Source organism: Paractinoplanes ovalisporus (assembly GCF_016834655.1).
GTDB classification, from domain to species: domain Bacteria; phylum Actinomycetota; class Actinomycetes; order Mycobacteriales; family Micromonosporaceae; genus Actinoplanes; species Actinoplanes ovalisporus.
In genome coordinates, this window is record NZ_JAENHP010000029.1 from 61,745 (window position 1) to 87,255 (window position 25,511).

Genomic DNA, 25,511 nt, shown 5'->3' on the forward strand with positions numbered 1-25,511 from the left:
GATAACTAGATCCCTTTGTCCTGCAACCACATCTCCAGCAGGGCGAGCTGCCACAGCTGGTTGGCGCCGAGCGTGGTGCGCGGCGTGTTCGGGTCGGCCAGCAGGAAGTCGGTGTACTCCTGCCGGAAGAGCCCTCGCTCCCGGGCGGCCGGCGCGGTGAGCGCGTCGCGGACCTTGTCGAGCATCGCGCCTTCGAGGTGCCGGATCCCGGGAACCGGGAAGTAACCCTTGGTCCGGTCGATCACCTCGTCGGGCACGACCCCGCGGGCCGCGTCCTTGAGAACCCCCTTGCCACCGTGCGCCAGTTTCAGAGCCGGTGGGCAGGCCGCGGCCAACTCCACCAACTCATGATCGAGGAACGGTACGCGAGCCTCGAGGCCCCACGCCATAGTCATGTTGTCGACCCGTTTGACCGGATCGTCGACCAGCATCACCTGGGAGTCGAGCCGCAACGCCGCGTCCACCGCCGTCTCGGCGCCGGGCCGGCCGAAGCTCGCGGCGACGAACTCCCGACTGACATCCGCGTCGACCAGCCAATCGGCGTTGAGCTGCTGGGCGAGGCGGCTGTGCGGGCGGTCGAAGAACTCCTTCGCGTACGCATCCACGGCCTGGTCGTAAGGCACGTCGGCGAGGGGTGGGTACCAGCTGTAGCCCGCCAGGATCTCGTCCGCGCCCTGACCCGATTGTACGACCTTGACCGACTTCGACACATCCTCGCTGAGCAGGTTGAACGCGATGCAGTCGTGCGACACCATCGGCTCGCTCATCGCGGCCACCGTACGGTCAACAGCCGGCAGGAACCGGTCCTTCCCGATCCGGATCTGATGATGCGTGGTGTCGAACTGTTTGGCCACGATGTCCGAGTACGCGAACTCGTCGCCCTGCTCGCCGCCGCCCGCCTCGAACCCGATGCTGAACGTGGTCAGGCCGCGCTGCCCCTGCTCGGCCAGGAGCGCCACGATGTAGCTGGAGTCGATGCCACCCGAGAGCAGCACGCCGACCGGCACGTCGGCCACCATGCGCCGCTCGACCGCCAGCTTCAGCTTCTCGTGGATCAGCTCGGGCCACTCCGCGTCCGCCACCTCGGGCCGGCGCGTGAACGAGGCCTCCCAGTAGACCCGCTCGGTCGAGGTGCCATCGGTGCGGATGACGCGCACGGTCGCCGGGGGCAGCTTCCGTACGCCGTTGATGATCGTGCGCGGCGCGGGCACGACCGAGTGGAACGTCATGTAGTGCTGCAGCGCGACCTTGTCGATCGACTTGTCCACGTCGCCCGCCGCCAGCAGCGCGGGCAGCGTCGACGCGAACCGCACCCGGCCACGGGTCTCGGCCAGATAGAGCGGCTTGATGCCGAGGCGGTCGCGGGCCATCATGACCGTCCCGGTGTCGTGCTCGACGATCACAAACGCGAACATGCCGAGGAAGTGCTGCACACAGTCGGCGCCCCAGCAATGGTAGGCCTTGAGGATCACCTCGGTGTCCGACGTGGAGAAGAACTTGTAGCCGTGGCCCTGCAGTTCCTCACGCAGCTGCTTGTAGTTGTAGATGCAGCCGTTGAAGACCAGCGACAGCCCCAACTCGTCGTCGGTCATCGGCTGGTGGCCGGCCTCCGACAAGTCGATGATCTTGAGCCGGCGGTGGCCGAGCGCGACCGGGCCACGCGCCCAGAGGCCCTCACCGTCGGGACCGCGCGACTCCAGGCACGGCAGCATCCGGCGCACAGCTTCCTCGTCCGCCAGGTGACCGTCGTACCGCAGTTCGCCCGCGATTCCGCACATTTGATGAACCTCCCTGTTGTCGGTTTCGATCGGGTAAAGGCGCCGTAACGCACCTGTCACCGCAGCAACCAGGTGTCCTTTTCCCGGCCCGTCACCCCGGCCGCCGGCCTCTCAGCCCAGCAGCCACGTGTCCTTCGAACCACCGCCGCGCGACGAGTTGACGATCATCGAGCCGGCCGGGGCCACCCGGGTGAGGGCGGCCGGGGCGACGACCGACTCGGCGCCGGTGAAGATGAAGGCGCGCAGGTCGACGTGGCGGGCCGCCAGCTGGTGACCGTCGAAGACCGGGTGCGTCGAGAGCTGGACGACCTCCTGCGCCACCCATCGGTGCGGGGCGGTGCGGATCTGACGCCGTACGGCGGAAAGCTCCTCCTCGGTCGCATGCGGACCGATCACGATGCGGTCGCCGCCGTAACCGTCGACCGGCTTGCAGACCAGCTGGTCGAGGCGGTCCAGCACCTCGGCCCGTTGCTCCGGGATGCCGCAGAGATAGGTGGTCACGTCGTTCAGCAGCGGCTTCTCACCCAGGTAGTACTCGATCAGCTTGGGCACGTAGGCGTACACGGCCTTGTCGTCGCCGATCCCGTTGCCGAGCGCGTTGGCCAGCACCACCGTGTCGGCGTGCAGCGCGGTGATCAGGCTCGGACCCAGCGGCATGCCGTCGGCGCCGGGGGAGTGGACCAGGCTGTCCTCGCCCATCCGCAGATAGATCACGTCGACCGGGTAGCGCTTGCCGTCCCGCAGCCGGAACACGCGGTCGCCGTCGACGAACAGCTCGGTGCTGCGGACGACCGGCACGCCCATCTCGTCGGCCAGCATCCGGTGCTCGAACCACGCCGAGTCGTCCGGGCCCTGGCTGAGCACCACCACCCGCGGCGTGTCACCGGCGGCCGGGCGCGCCGACTCGACCAGCGTGCGCAGCAGCATCTGAGGCGTCCGCTCGACCGAGATCAGGTTCTCCGGCTCCGGCAGTTCGGGCAGCACGGCCTCGGTCAGGCGGCGGTTCTGCATGGCGTAGGCGATGCCCGACGGGACCCGCAGGTTGTCCTCGAGCACACACCACTGGCCGTCGGCGTCGCGCACCAGGTCGACGCCGGCCACTTGGGCCCGCACCCCCGCATGGGCGACCAGGGCGCCGCTGGGACGCAGTTCGGGCGAGCCGTCGATCACCCACTCGGGCATGATGCCGTCGCCGACCACGTTGCGGTCGCCGTAGACGTCCTGGATGAACAGGTCGAGCGCGCGCACCCGCTGCACCAGCCCGACCCGCAGCCCCGCCCAGTCCGAGGCCGGCACCACCCGGGGCACCAGGTCGAACGGGAAGAGCCGGGTGGCGGCCTCGCCGGCCACGCTGAACGTGATGCCCCGCTGGCGCTGCTCGTCGTCCCGCGCGTCCTCGCGCCGACGCAGACCGGCCGAGCCGAGCGCGGTCAGGACATTCAGGATTCCCGCGTACGCCTCCGTGACGTCACCACCGGGGAAAGCCTCATCACCCGTACGGGCGTACGGGAAAAGCCCGCCCGGAACCGACTGGCCCTCGGGGCCGATGCCGGTCGCGCCGCCCCGCGTGTCGGCCACCACGAGGTCGACCACGTCGGAGATGCGGCCGCGGCGCGACATGGCCCGGCGCTGCCGCGCGGCCGAGCTGCCCCGGCTGAGCGCGCGTACCGACAGGTCGAACACCTGCTCCCAGTCGCCCAGCTCCTCCAGCTGCGGACGCAGATCGCCGACCAGCCGCTCGACGGCGACCGCGGCGGGCACCGGCTGCGGGGAGTGGGGCAGGTCGAGCAGGTCACCCTCGAGGCCCGAGCGGGCGGCCCGCCACATCGCGGCGCGGTGCAGCGGCGGCCGGGTCGGGGTGAACGGGCGCTCGGCGCGGTATTCCTGCTGGGCGCGCAGCACCAGGCCGCGGAACAGCCCGGCGAGCAGCACGACGGTGTCGACGTCCGGGCTGGAGTCGGTGACACGCAACTCGACGGTCGGCAGGTGCGCGGACGGGCGTACGTCGAAATAGACCATCTTGGGATCGGTGATGGTGCCCGAGGCGAGCAGGTCCTCGACCAGCTCGTCGTAGTCGGCGGCGCTGTTCAGCCGGCCCGGGTCGCCGGCGGTCGGCCAGCGCAGCCAGACCAGCGACCGCACGCTGGCATAGCCCGAGTCCTCACCCATCCAGTACGGGCTCGACGTGCTCAGCGCGAGCAGGGTGGGCAGCGCCGACGCGACGCGCTGGGAGACGGCGACCGCCTCGTCCCGGTCGGGGACGCCGACGTGCACCTGGGCGCCGCAGATCAACTGTTCGCGGGCGAGCAGCTGGTAGTCGTCGAGCATGCGCCGGTACCGCGACGTGGGCGTCACGGGGAGTGATTCCAGGTCGACCAGCGGGACCGTTCCGGCCGCCACCAGACCCAGTCCCAGCGACTCGGCGACCTGGATCGCCGTGCGGCGGCGTCCGACGATCGCGTCGCGCAGGCCGTCCAGCGTGGCCGCCACCGGGGTGTTGGTCTCGACCACCGAGCGGTGCAGCTCGGCCGAGAAGTGCTCCGGGTTGAGCTGGTCCAGGATGTCCTGCGCGCGGGGCACGAGTTCCCTGGTCACCAGGTCGACGACGTGGAGTTCCTCCTCGGCCCCGAGATCGAGTCCGTTGCTCTTTGTCCCGTCGTCCGGCGTGACGCTGAGAGACTCCGTCATAGGACCGCCCTTCGTATGGCCCGAACTTCTGCCTCGTCGGAGCCTCGCCATCACATGTAGCAATCCTGTTCCGTGCCCGTTTCAGATGCGAGCCATGCATCACTGTGACGACATGGCAGGTCGTCACCCAGTGGGATGCGTACACCCTGTAACCTCGGGCCGAACTCTCACCGGAGGTTGTTTGATGAGCAATGTCGTCGTGGTGACCGGATCCGCCGGTTTGATCGGCTCCGAGTCGGTGAGGCACTTCGCCGGGCTCGGCATGGACGTCGTCGGCATCGACAACGACATGCGCAGCTACTTCTTCGGCAAGGACGGCTCCACCCGGTGGAACCTGGACCGCCTGACCTCCGAGGTCGGCGACCGGTACACCCACCACGAGATCGACATCCGCGACCGGGACGGCCTGGCCGCCCTGTTCGCCAAGCTCGGCAGCAATATCGGCCTGGTCATCCACGCCGCGGCCCAGCCCTCGCACGACTGGGCGGCCAAGGAGCCGTTCACCGACTTCGACGTGAACGCGGTCGGCACGCTCAACATGCTGGAGGCCGCGCGGGCCCACTCGCCGAACGCGCCCTTCATCTTCACCTCGACCAACAAGGTCTATGGCGACACCCCCAACCGGCTGCCGCTGATCGAGCACGAGACGCGCTACGAGCTGCCCGAGGACCACCAGTGGTACGGCGGCATCGACGAGCAGATGTCGATCGACCAGACGCTGCACTCGGTGTTCGGCGCGTCCAAGGTCGCGGCCGACGTGCTGGTGCAGGAGTACGGGCGCTACTTCGACATGCCCACGGCGGTGTTTCGCGGCGGCACGCTGACCGGTCCGGGCCACTCGGCGGCCGAGCTGCACGGCTTCCTGGCGTACGTGATGCGGTGCGTCATGGAGCAGCGGATGTACCACATCTACGGGTACAAGGGGAAAATGGTGCGCGACGCCATCCACTCCCACGACCTGGTGTCGGCGTTCGAGGCCTTCCACAAGGCGCCGCGGGTGGCCGAGGTCTACAACATGGGCGGCGGCCGGTTCTCCAACTGCAGCCACATCGAGGCGTTCCAGATCGCGTCGGAGATCACCGGGCTCGAGGCCCGCACCGACTACGTCGACCAGGCCCGCACCGGCGACCACCAGTGGTGGATCAGCAGCACGACCCGGTTCGAGGAGCACTACCCCGACTGGAAGCTGACCTACGACGTCCCGGCCATCCTGCGCGAGATGTACGAGGCCAACCAGGACGTCTGGAAGGCCTGACCGCCCGCCGGCGGCTCTTTCGCTCCCGCCCGGCTTCGCCCCTCGTCGCGCTGGTCCGCCCGCCCGGCGTGTGGCCGGCCGGGCGGGCTCATCGGCGGAGACGGCGCAGCAGGCCGTCGAGCCGCGGTGACAGCGGGAGATCCGCGTAGCCGCCGGCGGCGAGCCCGGCCCAGCGCTCGAAGATGTTGCGGGCGCTGGCGCTGCCGGTCGTCAGGTAGGAGAACAGGGCCGCGAGCCAGTAGAGCGGCCAGAACAGGGGCCCGAGCAGTGCGTACTGCGTGCTGTGAATCAGTTCGTGCCGGAGCAGCGACTCGCGGCCCTCGCCCAGGAGCCAGGCCGCCGGGCGGCGCGCGATGATCACTCCGCCCACGGTGAAGGTGGTCTGGGCGGGCCAGCGGCGGCCGTAGTTGCCGGCGATCAGCACGCCGGTCGCCGCCGGGTTGAGGGTGCCGCCGCGGACCAGCTTCGTGCGACCCGAGACCGCGATGAGCACGCCGGCCACCGAGGCCAGGTTGATCCAGTTGAGGGCACTGCGGGCGTAGCGGCCGAACCTGGTCCGGAGGCCGGGGCGGGCCGGCGCCCGGTGCCGGACGGCCCCGCCGAGCGCGGTCTCGGCCACCGTGGCGCCGATCAGGTTGGTCAGCTGCGCCGTCGCCCCGGTCAGGTGGGCCGCGCTGAGATCGGCCCCCGCGAGCTGGGCCGCGTCGAGCGACGCCTCCGACAGGTCGGCTCCGGCCAGCTTCGCCGCGTACAGCGTGGCGTCCCGCAGCGTCGCGCCCCGCAGGTCCGCCCGTACGAGGGTGGCTCGGGTCAGTTTCGCTTCGGTCAGGACGGCCCCGGCCAGGTGGGCGTCCTGAAGGTCGGCTTCGACGAGGACGGCCCCGGCCAGATCGGCCGCGGAGAGATCGGCGCCGGGCAGGGACGCGCCCGACAGGTCGGCGCCCCGCATGGCCGTCCCCGACAGGTTGGAGCCGGCGAGGTCGGCGTTGACCAGGTAGGCGTTCGACAGGTCGGCCCCGCGCAGGTCGAGATCCCGCAGCCGGATCCGGACGCGTTCGCTGTACGGGCGTCGGGGGCGGTTGGCGATCGAGGTCAACGCGGCCTGCACGTCGGCGGCCGGTGCCGGGGCGGGTGGTTCCGGGGCGACGAGTCCGATGGGCGGGTGCACCCATCGCTCGTGGACCGGCTGGGTGCGAGCCGGGCGGTGGGCGGGGGCGCGGTTCCGCACGTACGCGAGAAGCAGCTCTACGACATCGGAGTGGTGTTCCACCGAGTCGCGCATGACGTGGTCGAGGGCGTGGATGGCGCCGATCCGGATGTAGGGCTCGGGTGAACCCAGGCGTTCCAGGGCCTTGGCGAATCGTTCGGTCATCTGGCCGCGGCGGGCCAGCCGATAGGTGCGCGCCGTGTAGAGCAGGGCGACGACCGCGCCGAGGGCGATGCCGAGCTGGATGACGGCCGACCGGAACTGGCCGACGGCGGCCGGGTCGTCCGAGCCACCGGGGATCAGCGACGCCGGCGGTTTCCAGAGCAGGCGCAGTTCGACCAGGAGGAAGGCGAGGCCGGCGGCCGCGGCCAGGAGTGTGCTCAGCGTGAGCCGGACGGGGCGGGCCCGCCCGGTGCGGAGCTTCACCGGCCAGCGCATGGCGTCTCCGTCCGGGCGGCATCCGGTCTCCGCACGTTCTATCGCTGCGGCGGGGAACGGTCAGTCGGGTCGCGGACACTCCCGGGGTCTGTTCCGTGCGGGTGGTGGGCTGAGAGGCAACCGGCAATTCGCTGTGGCTTACCTGGAGGGGGCGGCGTCGTAACGGGTGGTTAACCAGCAATCGTTACATTGCCGGAATGTCCGTCTTGAAGGCATTCCGGCATGACGTCCCGGCGTCGATCGTGGTCTTCCTGATCGCCATTCCGCTCTCGCTCGGCATCGCGGCCGCCTCCGGCGCGCCCCTGATGTCCGGTCTGATCGCCGCCGTTGTCGGTGGTGTGGTCGTGGGTCTGCTCGGCGGCGCGCCGCTGCAGGTCAGCGGTCCGGCCGCGGGGCTGACGGTGATCGTCGCAGGGACCATCGTGAGTTATGGATTCGCCGCCACCGCCGCCATCGTGGCGCTCGCGGGTGGCGTTCAGATCATTCTCGGCCTGGCCCGCCTGGGCCGCGCCGCGCTCGCCCTCTCACCGGCCGTGGTGCACGGCATGCTCGCCGGCATCGGGCTGGTGATCGCCCTGAGCCAGATCCACGTGCTGCTCGGCGGCGACGCCCAGGGCGAAGCGTGGAAGAACCTCCGTGACCTGCCCGCGCAGATCGCCGGCAACCACGGCCATTCCACCCTGATCGGTCTGCTCACCATCGCCGTGCTGCTGCTGTGGCCACGCCTGGTGAAGACCTCGCTGCTGCCGGCCGCGCTGGCCGCGGTCGTGATCGCGACCGTGGTGACCGCCGCGTTCGCCACCGACATCAAACTGGTCGAACTGCCCGACAACCCGCTCGACGAAATGATCTTCCCGCGCTGGCCCGACGCCGGCCCGGGCGAGATCACCGTCGCCGTGCTGACGATCGCCCTGGTCGCCAGCGTCGAATCCCTGCTCTCGGCGGTGGCCGTCGACCGCATGCACGACGGTCCGCGCGCCGACCTCAACCGCGAACTGGTCGCCCAGGGCGCCGGCAACGCGACTTCGGGCCTGCTCGGCGGCCTGCCCATCACCGGCGTCATCGTGCGCAGCTCCACGAACGTGGCGGCCGGAGCCCGTACGCGGGCCTCGGCGATTCTGCATGGTCTCTGGATCGCGGTCTTCGTGCTGGTGTGCGCGCCGCTGCTCGAGACGATCCCGATGGCGGCGCTGGCCGCGGTGCTGGTCGTGGTCGGGTTGCGGCTGATCAGCCTGGCCCAGATCCGCACCTACGTGCGGCATCGCGAACTTCCGACGTACGTGATCACCGCAGTCGGGGTGGTGGCGACGGATCTGCTGACCGGGGTCGCGCTCGGGCTCGGCTCGGCGGTGCTGATCATGCTGTGGCGGCTGGTGCGCTGCGAGACGCGGGTCGTGGCGGCCGGGCCGGGGGAGTGGACGGTCACGATCAGCGGCACGCTCGCGTTCATCGGGTCGGGGCGGGTGGCTCGTGCGCTGGCCCAGATCCCGGAGGGCGAGAAGGTCGCGGTCGAGCTGCACCTCGACTATCTGGACCACGGCGCGTTCCAGGTGATCGACGACTGGCGGGAGGCGTACGGGAAAACCGGCGGAACCGTCACGGTGCGCGAGACCCACGACGGGTGGTTCTCGCGGGCCCAGACCGGGCGGCTGGGCGACGGCAAGACCGCGCCGCCGCGCCGCTTCGGCTCGTGGACGCAGTGGCAGGACCGTGACCGGCAGCGGCGGGACGCCATGGAGGCCGGCATCCGCGAGTTCGAGCGCAGCGTGGCCCCCCTGGTGCGGCCGCATCTGGCCGGCCTCGCGCGCGACGGTCAGCAGCCGGAACAGCTGTTCATCACGTGCGCCGACTCCCGCCTCGTGCCCAACCTGATCACGACGAGCGGTCCGGGTGACCTCTTCTGCGTCCGGAATGTCGGCAACATCGTTCCCCCGTACGGCAAGGGGGACACTTCCGTGGGTGCCGCGATCGAGTTCGCCGTCGAGGCGCTGGGCGTAGGCACGATCACGGTCTGCGGCCACTCGGGTTGCGGCGCCGTACGGGCGTTGATGAGCGGCGGTTTCCAGGAGGACGCGGCGCTGGGCCAGTGGCTGCGACAGTCCGGCGTCGACTTCACCGACTGCGCCGACGAGGAGGGTTGCATCACCGCCAACGTGGCGCAGCAGCTGGTCAACCTCCGCACCTACCCGGTGGTCCGTGAGGCCGAGGCCGCGGGCCGCTTGACCTTGACCGGCCTCTACTTCGACCTGGCCGAGGCACGGATGTACGCCGTGGACGCGGCCCGCCGGGTGCGGGAGCCGCTCCCGGTGGATGCCACCTGACGTGGCATTTTGTTCGGCTCCCGGGCCGCGTTGCGCAGTCAGCGTGGCCCGGGAGCCGTTGTCAGGCTGGTTCGCGTTCCAGCAGCTCCGCCAGTGACGTGGCCGGGTGGCCGGTCAGCTCCTCGACCGCCGTGGAGACCGTCGCCAGTTCGCCGGCCGCGATCGCGGTGTAGGTGCTGACCCACGCGTCGACCTGCCAGTCCGGGGCGCCGAAGGGCGAGCGGGATGCGTACGCCTCGGGAATGCTCTCGTTGTGGAAGCGCACGTCCCGGCCGGTGGACGCGCCGACGATCGCCGCGACCTCGGCCAGGCTGACCGCGGCGGGGCCGGTGAGGTCGTACGTCCGGCCCGCGTGCGCTCCCGGCTCACGAAGCACCGTCGTGATGACGTCCGCGATGTCGTCCTGAGCCACCACCGCAGCGCGCCCGTCACCGGCCGGGCCGCGGATCACGCCGTCCTCGCCGACCAGGAACCGCATGAAGTCGGCGTACAGGTTGTCCCGCAGAAACGTGAACGCCAGCCCGCTGTCGCGAATGTGCTGCTCGGTGGCCCAGTGGTCACGGGCCAGCGTGAACGTGGCGTCCGGCGAGGCGCCGACGAACGACGTGTAGACCAGATGCCCCACGCCCGCCATCACCGCCGCGTCGACGAAGCTGCGGTGCTCGTCCACCCGGTCGGGCGTCTCGGCCGCCGACACCATGAGCACGGTTTCCGCTCCGGTCAACGCCTTTGTCACGGCGGCGCCGTCCCGATATTCGGCCACCGCGACTTCGGCTCCCGCCTTCTCCGGCGCCCGTCCCGCATTCCGGACCAGCATCCGGAGGGGCCCGCTCATCCGCTCGACAACCCGCCGTCCTAGGCGCCCGCCGGCTCCCGACACCACGATCAAACCCATTCCCCTTTTGTACGCCTCTCCGCCGCACCACAAACCCAGCCCGCCGCAACAAGCCGCCTCGCCCCGTCACAAACCCGGCCCGCGCCGCAACAAGCCGCCCCGCCGCGCGCCGCAACAAGCCGCCCCGCCGCGCGCCGCAACAAGCCGCCCCGCCGCGCGCCGCAACAAGCCGCCCCGCCGCGCGCCGCGAACCCGGCCCGCCGCAACGAGCCGCCTGCCCGCCGCGACAAGCCTCGCCTCCCCGCCGTGCTCGGCGTGCCCCCGCGGTGTCGTCCGATCGGGCAGACGTTCTCCGCGAGCGGACGAGGAAAGCGCGTTGCCCGGTCGTCGTGCGTGTGGGGCGGACATACTCCCTTTCGTCGACTTCGCGCGAAATGCGGAGTTTCGGCGTCTCTACTTAGCAGCACCGCGGGCGGCTCGTTCCGCGAACTTCGAAGGAGTGAGATGAACGCTGTTCTCCGGCGCGGCCATCGTTCGCTCGGCTGGGCGGTCGCGGCCCTGTCCTTCGCGGCTCCGCTCTCGACCGGCGCGGTGCCGGTGGCCGCGGCCGGCTCGTCGGGGCACGTGCCCGCAGCCGGCTCGGCGGTGCAGGTGACCGCGACCGCGAAGAACACGATCCCTGGGGCGGGCACCTATCTGGTCGGCAAGGACTTCAACGCCGGTGTCTACCGTTCGGTCGGAAACACCTCCTGCTATTGGGAACGCGCCACCAACGCCGGCGGCTCGACCAGCAGCATCATCGCCAACGACATCGGCAGCGGGCAGCGGCTGGTCTACGTGAAGCCCACCGACAAGGTCTTCAAGTCCAGCGGCTGCGGCACCTGGACCCGCGTCACCGCGGCCGCCATGAGCGTCAAGTCGAAGAAGACCACGATCCCCGGCAACGGCGTCTACTTCGTCGGTTCCGACTTCCTGCCCGGCACGTACCGCTCCACCGGCAACACCGACTACTGCTACTGGGAACGTTCCCGCTCCGCCGACGGCGCCTCGGCCAGCACGATCACCAACGAGTTCGCCAAGGGCCAGCTGCTCGTGACCATCACCCCCGGCGGCATCTTCCAGACCAGCGGCTGCAAAACCTGGACCCGCACCGCCGGCTGACCGCGGCTGGGCGGCGGCAATCCCGGTCCCGCGTCGGCTGATCGGGGCTGGGCGGCGGCAATCCTGGTCTCGCGTCGGCTGATCGGGGCTGGGCGGCGGCAATCCTGGTCTCGCGTCGGCTGATCGGGGCTGAGCGGCGGCAAGGCTGGGGCCGGAACCGGCTAGCGGGGGAGGGCTCGTCAGCTGCCCAGGTAGCGGAGGATTGCCAGCACCCGGCGGCTGTAACCGGTCGCGGCGGCCAGCTCGAGCTTGTCAAAGATGGCGTTGACGTGTTTCTCGACCGCGCTCTGTGACACGTGCAGCCGCTCGGCGACGGCCGCGTTGGTGTAGCCCTGAGCCATGTGCCGCAGCACCTCCTGCTCGCGGGGAGTCAACCGGCTCAGCGGATCGGTGTGGCTGGTGCCGGACATCAACTGCCGCACCACTTCCGGATCGAGCGCGGTCGACCCGGCACCCACCCGGTCGAGGGCGTCGAGAAAGTCTTCGACCTGGGCCACCCGGTCCTTCAACAGGTAGCCGACGCCGTCCGACCGGTCGGAGAGCAACTGGGTGGCGTAGCGCTTCTCCACATACTGCGAGAGCACCAGCACCGCGACGCCAGGCCAGCGCCGCCGGATCTCCAGCGCCGCCCGAAGCCCGTCATCGGTGTTGGTGGGCGGCATCCGCACATCCGTGACCACCGAGTCGGGCCGATGCTCGGCAACGGCCGCCACCAGCTCATCAGCATCCGCAGCGGCCGCGACGACCTCATGCCCTTCGTCGGCCAGCAGCCGCACGAGCCCTTCCCGCAGCAGTGTCGAGTCTTCAGCCAGCACAATCCGCACGCGCGATCAGCCCCGTCCCGCAAGACCAGCGCCGCCCGGCCCCGCGGCGTCGGTGGTGGTGGCCAAGCTCTGCGGTGGGGTCGGGGTGGCGGAGGGCATGACTCGCGGTGCGGTGGTTCCATGCGGTGGCGCCGGGGTGGTGGGGAGGGTTACGCGCAGGGTGGTTCCGCCCTTCGGTGGGCTCTGCAGGGTGAAGCTGCCGTCCAGGGCGGCCACACGGCGGGCCAAGCCCTGCAATCCGCTGCCGGACGGGTCGGCGCCGCCGTGGCCGTCGTCGCGTATCAGCATTTCCACCTCGGAGCTGGAGCCGAAGCCGGAGCCGGCGACGTCGATGTGGATGTCGATCACGGTCGCTCCGGAATGTTTGGCCGCGTTGGTGATGGCCTCGCTGGCCACGAAGTAGAGAACCGTCTCGACCTGCGGCGGCGGTCGCTCGGCGAGGCGGTAGGAGATCCGGACCGGCACCGCCGACCGCTGCGCGACCATGCTCAGGGCGTCGTCCACAGTGCCGTTGTCGAGGGCCGACGGGTAGACGCGCCAGGCGACCTCGCGCAGTTCGTCCAGCGCGTGCCGGGCGTCGTCGTGGGCCTGGGCCAGCAGCCGCGCCGCCTGGTCGGGGTCGCGGCTGCGACGGGCGCGACCCAGCAGCATGCCCAGCGAGACGAGCCGCTGCTGCAGTCCGTCGTGCAGGTCGCGCTCGATCCGCCGCCGCTCGGCGTCGACCGCGGCCATCACACCGGCCCGGGTCGCGGTGAGCTCGGTGATGCGCTGTTCCAACTCTTCGCGCGAACCCGGTTCGAGCAGTGTGCGCGCCAGCCACCGGTCGAGCCGCAGCACGCTGCCGATCGCCTGGACGTTGAGCCCCAGCAACGTCGTCCCGATGAGGACCTGCGCGACCACGTCGAGCACGCTCATCGCGCCGGAGACGAACGCCCGAACCACGATGACCGCCAGCACCACCCCGACCACGAGCAGCCCGGCGGTCACCGCACCGAGGAACGCCGGAACGAGCCGCGCGCCGAGGAAGCTCAGAACGCGCGCCTCGTCGGGGGTGTGCACCTCGGGCATCAACAGCCGGCGCCGCTCCCACCCGGCGATGGCCCGCGCGCGTTCGAGCACGGCCCGCCGCCCCCGGAACGGCCACAGCAGCGCGGCCAGAACAAGGAAGATCGCCTCCCCGGCGCCGCTCAGGGCTCCCAGCGCCACCGCCGCCAGCGGCTCCCCACCCCGTCGCACCAACCGAAGCGCTCTCTTCACGGCCGACCGTCCAGAGACGCGCGGCGGTCGCAAGAGGCGCTGCGACCGTGAGCCGCCAGCCCACTGAGGCGTTCGGGGACTGGCCACGCCGTACCGGAGCCGAGGGCGTCGCCGTGGGGTGAGGGCGCGGGAGGCATTGCGGTCACCGTACGCGATGGCGGCGGGTCAGGCGGACCGCGACGAAGGCGACCACAGCCACGGCGCAGACGACGATGACCAGCTTCTGGAAGGTGGACGCGTAGGACTCGACCGACTGCCAGTTGGCGCCCAGCGAATAGCCCGCCATCACGAAGACGGTGTTCCAGATCAGGCTGCCGATCGTGGTGCAGAGCAGGAACGTGGGCAGGGGCATGCGTTCCACACCGGCCGGGATGGAGATCAGGCTGCGGAAGATGGGGATCATGCGGCCCAGCAGCACCGTCTTCGGGCCGTGGCGGACGAACCAGGCCTCCGTGCGGTCGATGTCGCTCAGCTTGATCAGCGGGAGGCGGACGGCGATGGTGCGCAGGCGGTCGCGGCCGAGCAGGACGCCGGCGTAATAGAGAGCCACGGCGCCGACCACCGAACCCAGGGTGGTCCAGGCGATCGCGCCGACCAGGCTCATGCGGCCCTGACCGGCGGTGAAGCCCGCGAGGGGCAGGATCACCTCGCTCGGGATGGGCGGGAACAGGTTTTCGAGGGCCACGGCCAGGCCGGCGCCGGGACCGCCCAGGCGTTCGACCAGGCCGGTGACGAAGCCGACCAGGCCACCGTCGTCGGCGGATGCGTACGTCGAGGTCATGGCAACGACGCTAGGGATCGGCAAGCGCCCGAACCATGAGGTGCACCGCCGACCTCACTGAGGAAAACCACACCCCCGTCCGTGGGGCAAAGCCGATCCGCACAACCACCGAGATCGAATTGATCCTGGGGGCCGCCGGAGCCGTATTTCCCGCCGTACGGAAAACGCGCGACGAAACGCCGCGAAGGTGGAGAAGCGGAAGGACAGGCGGTGATCGAAGTGCAAGCGGCAAGCCGCCGGGTGGTCGACCGATCACAAGTCGTACGGGCCGGGGTCGAGCATTTTCTCCGGCGATCCACATTGGATATGGAAGCGCTCGCGATCGAAATGGCGATCAGCCGCGCGACCCTCTACCGCGTGGCCGGCAACCGCGACGCCCTGCTCGGTGACGTGCTGGGCGCCCTGACGGCGGCCATGTTCACCCAGGCCCGGGCCGCGCGCACCGCCACCGGATTCGACGGGGTGGTCGAGGTTTCCCGGCATTTCGGCGACCTGATGCGCTCACCGGTCCTGGCCGCTTTCCTGCAGAACGATTCCGAGGCGGCATCGCGAACAATTTTCACACCCGCCGGCGGTGTGCATGAGCGCGCCGTCGACATTCAGGTCGAGGTTTTCCACGAGACCGGGCTGATCGGCGAACTTCCGCCGGGCACCGACGTACGGCATCTCGCCTATCTCTACGTACGCATGGTCGGCGCTTTTCTCTACGCCGAGTTCTTCACCGGCCGGCACGCCGATTTCGACGAACTCGTCCCGGCTCTGCGCTCGCTCCTGCTACCCGCCTGATCGGGCGCCCATCTCGGTCCGTACGGCATAAAGCTCGGGAAAGAACGTCAGGTCGAGCGCCGCCTTGAGGAAGTCCACCCCGCTCGACCCGCCGGTGCCGCGCTTGAACCCGATCGTCCGCTCCACGGTCTTCAGGTGCCGGAATCGCCAGAGCTGGAAGTTCTCCTCGATGTCGACCAGTTCCTCGCAGGCCTCGTACGCCTCCCAGTGCGCCTCGGTATCGCTGTAGATACGCACGAAGACCGGCACCAGATCCTCGTTGTAGCGGTACGGCAGACGTACGTCACGCTGCAGCAGTTCGACCGGTACGTCGTGGCCGTGGCGGTGCAGGTAGCGCAGGAATTCGTCGTACACGCTGGGCGCGTCGAGGGCCTCGGTCAACATGTCGCGGGCCGCTTCGTCGTCGTCGAACAGCGACAGCATCCGCTCGTTCTTGTTGCCGAGAATGAACTCGACCGCGCGGTACTGATAGGACTGGAACCCGGACGACGTGCCCAGGAAGCTGCGGAACTCCGCGTATTCGCTGGGTGTGAGGGTGGCCAGCACCGACCACTGCTCGGTGAGCGTGCGCTGGATGTGTTTGACCCGGGCCAGCCCCTTGAGCGCCGGCCGGAGGTCGTCCTTGGCCAGGCGGCGCGTCACCTCGCGCAGCTCGTGCAGCACCAGCTTGAGCCAGAGCTCGGACGTCTGGTGCTGCAGGATGAACAGCAGCTCGTCGTGGTGCTCGGGCGTGCTGACCGGGTGCTGCGCGTTCAGCAGCTCATCGAGGTGCAGATAACGGCCGTACGAGAGGTTGACCTTGAAATCGCGCACGACGGAGTCTTCGATCGGCCGGTGGTCGGAGCTCACGGGAACCTCCTCAGATCTTCACCTGAAGAGAATCACACCTGCTCAGACGTTGGCGAGTGATCCATCGGCGAGGATCGGGCCCCAGTACGCCCACTGACCCTCATGCCGGACGAAACGGCTCCGCTCGACCATGTCGCCGTTCTTGCCGTGATCTCGGTAGTGCGCCTTGAACTCGACGACACCCTCGTTGTCGAACATGCCCCCACCGGTCGACTCAATGATCTCGAGCCCCACCCAGCGCAGACGCGAGTCGGGTTCGATGCGCTCGGGCCGGGTCTTCGGGTGCCAGCTGCTGAGCACGTACGCGTCGTCGTCGAGCGCGAACGCCGAATAGCGCGACCGCATCAGCGCCTCGGCGGTGGCCGGCGCCTGCCCCTGATGGGCCGGGCCGCAGCACTCGTCGTAGGGCAGGCCGCGCCCGCATGGGCAGTGCTTGGTCTTGTGCGCCATGAGACCCATGTTGTCAGCCCGCTCCCCGCTCGATCACGATCCTCTCCCACCTTCGCACGTCGTCGCCCCCGCGTCGGGCGAGTTGCAAGCCGTTGCGGGTGGCATTCTCAGCGCTGCGTGGTGGCTTACTCGGTTCACCGGGGGAGCGGGGTCTACGCGGCGCAACATTCCGGAAACCCGAGATCCGGGGGATGACGGGCGGATTGACAGCGGCTGCAAGGGTGGACGTGGCCGAACGACCCTGCTGCAAGTGGCAGTTCGAAAATTGCAGCGATCTGTCATAGGATTCCGACGTGACCAAACGTCTGGCCGAGGTGGCCAAGAAGGCGGGCGTCAGCGAGGCGACCGTCAGCCGGGTGCTCAACGGGCGCAGCGGCGTCAGTGAGGCGACCCGCGCGTCGGTGCTGACCGCGCTCGATGTGCTGGGCTACGAGCGACCCACCAAGTTGCGCGGCGAGCGCGGCCGCCTGGTCGGTCTGGTGCTGCCCGAGCTGCAGAACCCGATCTTCCCGGCGCTGGCCGAGGTGGTGACCGCCTCGCTCGCGCAGCGCGGCTTCACCCCGCTGCTGGCCGCCCGCACGATCGGTGGTGTGCCGGAGCGTGACTACATCGAGATGCTGCTCGACCACCAGGTCTCGGGCGTGGTGTTCGCCGGTGGCTCCTACGCGCTGGCCGAGGCCGAGCACGGGCACTACCGGGCGCTGACCGACCGCCGCATGCCGGTTGTCATGGTCAACGCGGGCGTCGCCGACCTGGGGTTTCCGCACATCTCCACCGATGACGCGGTGGCGGTCGAGCAGGCGTACGGACATCTGCGGTCGCTCGGCCACGAGCGCATCGGCATGGTCATGGGGCCCGAGGACCACGTGCCCTCGCGGCGCAAGCTGGCCGCTCTCGAGGGCAAGGACTTCGCCGTCGAGCGCACCAACTTCTCGATGGAGAGCGCCCGGCTGGCCGCGGCCAAGCTGATCGAGCGGGGCGTGACCGGCATGATCTGCGCGTCCGACGTGCTCGCGCTCGGCTCGATCCGGGCCGCCCGCCGGCTCGGGCTCGACGTGCCGTCCGACATCTCGGTGGTCGGCTTTGACGACTCGGCGCTGATGACCTGCACCGACCCGCCGCTGACGACCGTGCGGCAGCCCATCGAGATGATGGGCCAGGCGGCCGTCGATCTGCTCGTCAACCAGATCGAGGGCAGCGGCGTGGAACCGGACGAACTTCTTTTCGAGCCGGAGCTCGTGGTGCGCGGGTCCACCGCCCCGGCGCCGCAAAAAGCCTCGCAGCGAGGCTGACCAGCAACTTTCCTAACCAAAGGGCGGGCCGATCGGCCCGCCCTTTGTCGTGCACGCTGTCTGCGACCAGAGTCGAGTTTTTTCTTCCTTCAGTCGGCTTCTTGCGGCGACCCGTTGGACTTTGTATCGTCACCTCCACGAAACATGACGAGAGACCTGGGTCACAAGGCCTCGTCCGCACCGTGACGACAACGCAACTCATCGATGGCCAGATACACCCGTTCCCGAAGGGATGGACAGATGTCCGTACCGCAGTACCGGAAGGCGGCGGCGCTCGCGCTCGCGGCCGGCCTGGGGATCAGCCTGGCGGCGTGCTCGACCAAGAGCAGCGACGATTCCGGGACTGACGCCAGTGGCAAGGTCACCATCACCGTCGACTGCCAGCCTGTGGGCGCGCAGAAGGAGCTGCTGGCGAACTGGAACGCCGATGTCGCGGAGTTCGAGAAGGCGAACCCCGACATCTCGATCAAGAGCGTCAGCGTCGGCGAGCAGTGCAACAACCCGCCGGACTTCACCGCCCGCCTGGCCGGCGGCACCATGACCGACGTCTTCTACGGCTACATGACCGACCTGCAGCAGGTGCTCGACTCCGGCCAGGCCATGGACATCACCTCGGCCGTCAGCAAGGACACGATCCCGACCTGGGACAGCGTCGACCCGGCGCTCAAGGAGGTCTTCACCGAGGAGGGCAAGCTCTACGCGATCCCGGTGAAGAACTACTCGATGGGCCTGGTCTACAACAAGGCGCTGTTCAAGAAGGCCGGTCTGGACGCGGAGAACCCGCCCAAGACGTGGGCCGAGGTCCGCGCGGCGGCCAAGAAGATCGCCGGCTTGGGCGGCGGCGTCGCCGGTTTCTCGGAGTACAGCGCCGGCAACACCGGCGGCTGGCACTTCACCGCCGAGATCTACTCGCAGGGCGGCAAGGTGCTCAGCGAGGACGGCAAGAAGGCCGCCTTCAACGACGCCGCCGGCAAGCAGGTCCTGCAGAACCTCAAGGACATGCGCTACGGCGACAACAGCATGGGCACCCGCCAGCTGCTGCAGTGGGGCGACCTGCTGACCAACGCCGGCGCCGGCAAGGTCGGCATGTTCATCGGCGCGCCCGACGCCACCCAGGCCATCGTCAGCCAGTTCCAGGGCAAGTACGAGGACTGGGCGATGGGCCCGATGCCCGGCCAGGACGGCGCGGCCAAGGGCACGCTCGGCGGTGGTGAGGGCTACTTCTTCAAGAAGGGCCTGTCCGACGCCCAGGTCAAGGCCGGTCTGAAGTGGATCGCCTACCAGAAGCTGACGCCGGGCAAGGGCCAGCTCGACTACGTGCGGGCCAAGCCGCAGAACTACCCGGTCGGCCTGCCCCAGCCGCTGCTGTTCACCAACGGCAGCGAGGCCCAGAAGCAGGAGCTCGACCTGCGCAAGGCCAACGCCAACGTGGACACCGCCAACTTCAAGATCTTCGAGGACAACCCGGTCGCGATCGTCGGCGAGCCGCGGAACGCCCAGGCGATCTACGCGGTGCTCGACTCGGCGATGTCGGGGGTGCTGACCAACCCCAACGCCAACATCGACTCGCTGCTCAAGACGGCCGAAGAGAAGGTCAACCAGCTCCAGGCCGCCGGTAGCTGATCAACGGGGGTGCGGGAGCCGGTCACGGCTCCCGCACCCGAAAAGGGAGTTTGATGTGGCGACCATGACCGCCCCGGCCACCAGAAGGCCCGAGCCGCCCCGGGAAGTAAAGACCCGGCGGAGCAAGACCGGCCGCAAAGTGAGGGACAACCTCACCGGGCACGCGTTCCTGATCGGGGCGGTCCTCTGCTTCGCCCTGTTCATGTGGTTCCCGATGGTCCGCGGCATCGTGATGAGCTTCCAGCGCACCCGCCGCGGCGAGACCACCTGGGTCGGCTGGGACAACTACACCCGCATCGTCGCCGACCCCAGCTTCTGGATCGCCTGGAAGAACACGTTCATCTTCACGATCCTGGCCCTGGTGCTCGGCTATCTGCTGCCGTTCTTCGTGGCGATCCTGCTCAACGAGTTCCGGCACGCCAAGGGCTACCTGCGCATCCTGGTCTACCTGCCGGTGATGCTGCCCCCGGCCTCGGCGCTGTTCCTCTTCAAGTACTACGCGTACGACCCCAGCGAGGCCGGCCTGTTCAACGCGATCCTCAAGGCGTTGCACCTGCCCACCTCGGAGTGGATGCAGTCACCGACCATGACCATCCCGGCCATGGTGATCGCGTCGACCTGGATGAACATGGGCAGCGCGGTGCTGATCTATCTGGCCTCGCTGCAGAACATCCCGGGCGAGCTGTACGAGGCGGCCGAGCTGGACGGCGCGGGCGTGTGGCGCCGGATCTGGAACGTGACGATCCCGCAGACCCGGCTGATTCTCACGCTGCTGGCGATGCTGCAGATCGTCGCGACCATGCAGCTGTTCATCGAACCGCTGATCCTGGCCAACGGCGCCGGTACGCAGGACTCGGCGACCTCGGTGGCCTACCTCATCTATCAGCACGGCTTCTTCCAGAACGACCTGAACGGCGCCGCCGCCCTCAGCGTGATCATGCTGATCGTGCTGGCCGCCTTCTCCGCCGTGTACGTGCGACTGACGACGAAGCAGGACTGAAAACCGTGCGACTGACCACGAAGCAGGACTGAAACCGTGCGACTGACGACGAAGCAGGACTGACACCATGGCTGACTCCGGCACCCGGACCCTCATCTCGCAGGCCCAGCTCCAGCGCGGACGCGGCAAGTACATCTACTGGACCCTGCTGACCGTCGTGGTTCTGGGCTTCACGCTGGTCTTCCTGGGGCCGCTCTACTGGATGGTCACCGGCGCGCTCAAGAGCGGCCAGGAGATCGCGCAGACCCCGCCCACGCTGTGGCCGCACGACCCGCAGCTGCAGAACTACGCCGACGCCTGGAACAACCTGGACCTGGCCAAGCTGATGTTCAACACGTTCTACTACGCGGCCGGCGCGGTCTTCTTCCAGCTCGTCTTCGACACCGCCGCCGCGTACGCCCTCTCGAAACTGCGGCCCGTGCTGGGCAACGTGATCCTCGGCCTGATGCTGGCCACGCTGATGATCCCGGCCATGGTGCTGATCGTCCCGCAGTACGTGACGGCCATCGATCTGCCGTTCATGCACGTGAACCTGCTCGACTCGCCGTGGGCCATCTGGCTGCCGCTGGTCGCCAACGCGTTCAACATCTTCCTGCTCAAACGGTTCTTCGACTCGATCCCGGAGGACCTGATCGCGGCCGCCCAGGTCGACGGCGCGTCGCCGCTGCGCACGCTGTGGTCGATCATCCTGCCGATGTCCCGCCCGATCCTCGGCGTGGTGTCGATCTTCGCGGTGACCGCGGTCTGGAAGGACTTCCTCTGGCCCAAGCTGGTCATGCCGTCGCCCGAGACCCGCACGCTGAGCGTGGGCATCTACGCCTTCAGCGGCGGCACACCCCAGAACGTGGTCATCGCGGCCAGCGTCATCGCGGCCGTTCCCACGGTGATCATCTTCCTGCTCTTCCAGCGAAACATCATGTCGGGCCTCACGACCGGCAGCCTCAAGGGTTAAACACCCCCCTTCCAACCACCCCACCGCCACCCTGAACCGGACTGAAGGCGAACCGAGCGAAATGGGCGGCCGCCCCCCAGACGGCCGTCGGACCCAGCGTGCACAGAAAGCGGGTAACAGTGTCTCTCCAAGACTCCCAATGGTGGCGTGACGCGGTGATCTACCAGGTCTATCCGCGCAGCTACGCCGACGCGAACGGCGACGGCGTGGGTGACATCGCCGGCATCCGGGCGCAGCTGGGACACCTGCGCGACCTCGGCGTCGACGCGATCTGGATGAGCCCGTGGTACCCGTCGCCGATGGCCGACGCCGGGTACGACGTGGCCGACTTCCGTGACATCGACCCCGCCTTCGGCACGCTGACCGAGGCCGAGGCCCTGATCGAGGAGGCGCACGCGGCCGGGATCCGGATGATCGTCGACATCGTCCCGAACCACATCAGCAGCGAGCACCCGTGGTTCAAGGCGGCGCTCGCCGATGAAAAAGCCAAGGAGCGGGACTACTTCTGGTTCCGGCCGGGCCGGGGCGAGAACGGCGACGAGATGCCGACGGACTGGCGAGGGGAGTTCGGCGGCACGACCTGGACCCGTACGGGGGACGGCTCCTGGTATTTGCATCTCTTCACGCCCGAGCAGCCCGACCTGAACTGGGACCACCCCGACGTGCGGGCCGAGTTCGAGAGCATTCTGCGGTTCTGGTTCGACCGGGGTGTCGACGGCATCCGGATCGACTCGGCCGCGCTGCTGCTCAAGGATCCGCAACTGCCCGAGGTGCTCGAGGACAACCCCCACCCCTTCCACGACCTCGACGGTGTGCACGAGGTCTACCGGGCCTGGCGGCGAGTTGCCGATTCGTACGGGGGAAACCGCGCGCTGATCGGCGAGGTGTGGATGCCCGAGGTCGAGCGGTTCGCGAACTACCTGCGGCCCGACGAGCTGCACGCGGCGTTCAACTTCGACTTTCTGGGCTGTGCCTGGGATCCGCGGCTGATGCGCGAATGCGTCGACCGGACCCTGGATGCCCACAAGGCGGTCGGCGCCCCGGCGACCTGGGTGCTGTCCAATCACGACGTCACGCGGCACGTCACCCGCTACGGCCGCGAGGACACCACGTTCAGCTTCGACAACAACCTCGACGGCACCCCGGTCGACCTGGAACTGGGCACCCGCCGGGCCCGCGCCGCCGCGCTGCTCTCGCTGTCGCTGCCCGGCGCCACCTATATCTATCAGGGTGAGGAGCTCGGGCTCTGGGAGAACGAGAACATCCCGCCCGAGCAGTTCCAGGACCCGATGTGGGGCCGCCGCGGGCACAGCCGCGACGGTTGCCGGGTGCCGCTGCCGTGGACCGGCGACGAGGCGCCGTTCGGCTTCACCACCGCCACCCCCTGGCTTCCCCAACCGGCCGAGTGGAAGGACCGCACGGTCCAGGCCCAGACCGGCGACCCCAACTCGATGCTCGAGCTCTACCGCTCGGCGATCGCGTTGCGCCGTACGGAATCCTTCGCCGATTTCTCCTGGCTCGAGCTGGGCCGGGACGTGCTCGCGTTCTGCCGCGGCCAGGACTTCGCCTGCGTCGTCAACATGTCGGGCGCCCCCATCGCCCTGCCCGCCAACCAGTCCGTTCTGCTCGCCAGTGGCCCTCTCGACGGTGACCGCCTCCCCCCGGACACCGCCGTGTGGCTGCGCATGACCTCGTAACACCCCGGGGGCTGGCCACCTGAGAAAGGGATCCCCATGGCCAACCGCACACCGGCGTGGTGCGCGCTCGCTGCCCTCACAGCGGGCGCCGCCGTCGCCGTCGTCCTGACCGCTCCGGCCGCGCACGCAGCCGGCCTCTCACCCTTCGACGTCGCCGGGCGCGGCGCGACCGTGCCCTTCGTCGAGATCGAGGCGGAGAAGGCCGCGCACAACGGCACCTCGACCGGCGCCGACCGCACGTACGGGAAGCTCTCGTCGGAGGCGTCGGGGCGCGAGGCCGTGACGCTCGACGCGGCCGGCGAGTACGTCGAGTTCACGCTGACCAAACCGGCCAACGCCGTGACGTTCCGCTACAGCATCCCGGACAGCGCCAACGGTTCCGGGCGGGACGCCACCCTCGACCTCCGTACGGGCTCCACACTCATCAAGACGGTGCCGGTCACGTCGAAGTACAGCTGGTACTACGGCTACTACCCGTTCACCAACAACCCGGGCGACCCGTTGCCGCACCACTTCTACGACGAGGCGCGGGCACTGTTCGGCACGACCTATCAGGCCGGTACGAAGATCCGGCTGCAGGTCTCGTCGACCGCGCAGTCACCGACGTTCACCATCGACCTGGCCGACTTCGAGCTCGTCGCCGACCCGATCGCGAAGCCCTCGGGCGCCATCGACGTGGTGGCCGACTACGGCGCCGACCCGACCGGCGCCACCGACTCGACGGCCAAGTTCCAGGCGGCCGTCAACGCGGGCGCCTCGTCGGGCCGGGTCGTCTATGTCCCGCGGGGCAATTTCACGCTCTACAGCCACGTCATCGTCGACCGGGTCACGCTGGCCGGGGCCGGACCCTGGTACACCGTGCTCGGCGGGCGGCACCCGACCCAGCGCAACCTGGCCGCCGGCATCTACGGCAAGTACACCAACGAGGGCGGCCCGAGCCAGAACGTGGTGGTGCGCGACCTCGCGGTGATCGGCGACATCCGCGAACGGGTGGACGAGCACCAGGTCAACGCGTTCGGCGGGGCCATGTCGAACTCCACCATCGACAACGTGTGGATGCAGCACACCAAGGTCGGCGCGTGGATGGACGGGCCGATGGACCGGTTCACGATCAGGAACAGCCGGATCCTGGACCAGACCGCGGACGGCGTGAACTTCCACATCGGCGTCACCAACTCGACGGTCACCAACACGTTTGTCCGCAACACCGGTGACGACGGGCTGGCGATGTGGGCCGAGAACGTGCCCAACGTCGGCAACTCGTTCACCCGCAACACCGTCGTCGCCCCGATCCTGGCCAACCACCTGGTTTCGTACGGGGGCCGGGACATCGTCATGACCGACAACGTGGTCAGCGAATCGGTCAGCAACGGCGGCGGCATCCACGTCGGCAACCGGTACCCGGGGGTCACCGGACCGACCGCGGTCGCGGGCACGTGGACGCTGGCCCGCAACACGCTGATCCGGGCCGGGAACTCCGACTACAACTGGAACTTCGGCATCGGCGCACTGTGGTTCTGGGGCGACCAGGGGCCGATCACCGGGGCGACGATCAACGTCACCGACACCGACATCCTGGACAGCTCATACGCGGCGATCCAGTGGATCGGGAACCAGACCAGCGGTCTGAACCTGACCAATGTGACCATCGCCGGGGCGGGCACCTTCGCATTGCAGGCCCAGGCGCCGGCGTCGGCCCGGTTCACCAACGTGCGGGCGTCGGGGATCGCACAGTCGCAGACCGTCTACAACTGCGCGGGCTCGGGGCTGCAGATCGCCGACGGCGGTGGCAACTCGGGCTGGTCGCTGGCCAACTCCTACTGCGGGCCGTGGCCGGCGCCGCAATGGAACACCACCCCCACCACGCCCCCCACCACGCCCCCGGTGGGAAACCTGGCCGCCGGGCGTCCCGCGACGGCGACCTCCCAGGTCGACGTCTACGCGCCCGCCAATGCGACTGACGGTAACGCCAATACGTACTGGGAAAGCCGTAACAACGCGTTCCCCCAGTCGATCACCGTTGATCTCGGGCAGAACCGCACTGTGGCCCGGCTCGTCCTCAAGCTCCCGCCGGCCACGGCGTGGGCCACCCGCACCCAGACGCTGTCCGTTCTCGGCAGCACCGACGGCTCGTCCTTCGCCTCCTTGAAGGCGAGTGCCGGATACGTCTTCAACCCGGCGAGCGCCAACACCGCCACCGTCACCTTCCCCGCGTCGACCGCGCGCTACGTGCGGCTGACCCTCACCGGTAACACCGGCTGGCCCGCCGGCCAGCTCTCCGAGTTCGAGGCCTACTCCTCCTGAGCCCGTCCCCGCT

The 25,511-nt window shown here is 69.2% G+C and carries 19 protein-coding genes; 10 read left to right on the forward strand and 9 right to left on the reverse strand.

The annotated features are described in order from the left end of the window. Positions 1-5: 5 nt before the first annotated feature. Both JIG36_RS45940 and JIG36_RS45945 read right to left on the reverse strand, forming a co-directional pair. Positions 6-1,778, reverse strand: a complete 1,773-nt coding sequence (locus JIG36_RS45940; RefSeq protein ID WP_203383223.1) for an N-acetylglutaminylglutamine amidotransferase — start codon at positions 1,776-1,778, stop codon at positions 6-8. A gap of 111 nt (positions 1,779-1,889) precedes the next feature. Next, a complete protein-coding gene (locus JIG36_RS45945; RefSeq protein WP_203383224.1) occupies positions 1,890-4,466 on the reverse strand; it encodes a carboxylate--amine ligase/circularly permuted type 2 ATP-grasp protein in 2,577 nt (858 codons plus the stop codon). A 184-nt stretch (positions 4,467-4,650) separates the two neighbouring features. On the opposite strand from JIG36_RS45945, the gene JIG36_RS45950 reads away from it, so the two are divergent. Continuing rightward, the gene (locus JIG36_RS45950) at positions 4,651-5,721 is read left to right on the forward strand and encodes an NAD-dependent epimerase/dehydratase family protein (RefSeq protein ID WP_203383225.1); all 1,071 of its coding nucleotides are present in this window, start codon (positions 4,651-4,653) and stop codon (positions 5,719-5,721) included. An 88-nt stretch (positions 5,722-5,809) separates the two neighbouring features. Here the strand turns inward: JIG36_RS45950 and JIG36_RS52895 are convergent, their stop codons facing one another. Next, positions 5,810-7,366, reverse strand: a complete 1,557-nt coding sequence (locus JIG36_RS52895) for a pentapeptide repeat-containing protein (RefSeq protein WP_236049664.1) — start codon at positions 7,364-7,366, stop codon at positions 5,810-5,812. Between the two features lie 197 nt (positions 7,367-7,563). Between JIG36_RS52895 and JIG36_RS45970 the strand changes: the two genes are divergently transcribed. Continuing rightward, the gene (locus tag JIG36_RS45970) at positions 7,564-9,687 is read left to right on the forward strand and encodes a SulP family inorganic anion transporter (protein ID WP_203383226.1); all 2,124 of its coding nucleotides are present in this window, start codon (positions 7,564-7,566) and stop codon (positions 9,685-9,687) included. A 61-nt stretch (positions 9,688-9,748) separates the two neighbouring features. Here JIG36_RS45970 and JIG36_RS45975 read toward each other — a convergent pair whose 3' ends face one another. Beyond that, a complete protein-coding gene (locus JIG36_RS45975; protein WP_203383227.1) occupies positions 9,749-10,582 on the reverse strand; it encodes an SDR family oxidoreductase in 834 nt (277 codons plus the stop codon). A gap of 444 nt (positions 10,583-11,026) precedes the next feature. On the opposite strand from JIG36_RS45975, the gene JIG36_RS45980 reads away from it, so the two are divergent. Then, positions 11,027-11,683 (forward strand): Rv1352/Rv1906c domain-containing protein, encoded by a 657-nt coding sequence (locus tag JIG36_RS45980; RefSeq protein WP_203383228.1) that lies wholly within the window; start codon positions 11,027-11,029, stop codon positions 11,681-11,683. A gap of 179 nt (positions 11,684-11,862) precedes the next feature. Here JIG36_RS45980 and JIG36_RS45985 read toward each other — a convergent pair whose 3' ends face one another. The 3 genes from JIG36_RS45985 to JIG36_RS45995 form a co-directional block, all read right to left on the reverse strand. Further along, positions 11,863-12,507: a response regulator transcription factor gene (locus tag JIG36_RS45985; protein ID WP_203383229.1), complete on the reverse strand. Its 645-nt coding sequence runs from the start codon at positions 12,505-12,507 to the stop codon at positions 11,863-11,865. A gap of 6 nt (positions 12,508-12,513) precedes the next feature. Further along, positions 12,514-13,764 (reverse strand): sensor histidine kinase, encoded by a 1,251-nt coding sequence (locus tag JIG36_RS45990; RefSeq protein WP_307873185.1) that lies wholly within the window; start codon positions 13,762-13,764, stop codon positions 12,514-12,516. 142 nt (positions 13,765-13,906) lie between these two features. Beyond that, the gene (locus JIG36_RS45995) at positions 13,907-14,545 is read right to left on the reverse strand and encodes a DedA family protein (RefSeq protein WP_203383230.1); all 639 of its coding nucleotides are present in this window, start codon (positions 14,543-14,545) and stop codon (positions 13,907-13,909) included. A 210-nt stretch (positions 14,546-14,755) separates the two neighbouring features. On the opposite strand from JIG36_RS45995, the gene JIG36_RS54505 reads away from it, so the two are divergent. Further along, positions 14,756-15,331: a QsdR family transcriptional regulator gene (locus JIG36_RS54505; protein ID WP_203383231.1), complete on the forward strand. Its 576-nt coding sequence runs from the start codon at positions 14,756-14,758 to the stop codon at positions 15,329-15,331. Here the strand turns inward: JIG36_RS54505 and JIG36_RS54510 are convergent. Next, entirely contained in the window at positions 15,320-16,180 is an 861-nt protein-coding gene (locus tag JIG36_RS54510) for a tryptophan 2,3-dioxygenase (protein ID WP_203383232.1), read from the reverse strand. The genes JIG36_RS54505 and JIG36_RS54510 overlap by 12 nt on opposite strands. A 42-nt stretch (positions 16,181-16,222) precedes the next feature. Then, positions 16,223-16,630, reverse strand: coding sequence for a YchJ family protein (locus JIG36_RS46010; RefSeq protein WP_203383233.1), 408 nt, complete (start codon positions 16,628-16,630; stop codon positions 16,223-16,225). 293 nt (positions 16,631-16,923) lie between these two features. Here JIG36_RS46010 and JIG36_RS46015 point away from each other — a divergent pair, with 293 nt between their 5' ends. From JIG36_RS46015 to JIG36_RS46040, 6 genes are all read left to right on the forward strand, one after another. After that, positions 16,924-17,922 carry a LacI family DNA-binding transcriptional regulator gene (locus JIG36_RS46015; protein ID WP_203383234.1) on the forward strand — a complete coding sequence of 333 codons (999 nt, stop codon included), beginning with the start codon at positions 16,924-16,926 and terminating at the stop codon, positions 17,920-17,922. 240 nt (positions 17,923-18,162) lie between these two features. Beyond that, a complete protein-coding gene (locus tag JIG36_RS46020) occupies positions 18,163-19,545 on the forward strand; it encodes an ABC transporter substrate-binding protein (protein ID WP_203383235.1) in 1,383 nt (460 codons plus the stop codon). Positions 19,546-19,600: 55 nt separating this feature from the next. Continuing rightward, positions 19,601-20,545: a carbohydrate ABC transporter permease gene (locus JIG36_RS46025; RefSeq protein ID WP_307873186.1), complete on the forward strand. Its 945-nt coding sequence runs from the start codon at positions 19,601-19,603 to the stop codon at positions 20,543-20,545. A gap of 67 nt (positions 20,546-20,612) precedes the next feature. After that, a complete protein-coding gene (locus JIG36_RS46030; RefSeq protein ID WP_203383236.1) occupies positions 20,613-21,497 on the forward strand; it encodes a carbohydrate ABC transporter permease in 885 nt (294 codons plus the stop codon). A gap of 119 nt (positions 21,498-21,616) precedes the next feature. After that, positions 21,617-23,194: a glycoside hydrolase family 13 protein gene (locus tag JIG36_RS46035; protein ID WP_203383237.1), complete on the forward strand. Its 1,578-nt coding sequence runs from the start codon at positions 21,617-21,619 to the stop codon at positions 23,192-23,194. Positions 23,195-23,230: 36 nt separating this feature from the next. After that, complete coding sequence (locus JIG36_RS46040; RefSeq protein WP_203383238.1) at positions 23,231-25,498, forward strand: discoidin domain-containing protein; 2,268 nt, start codon at positions 23,231-23,233, stop codon at positions 25,496-25,498. Positions 25,499-25,511 lie beyond the last annotated feature (13 nt).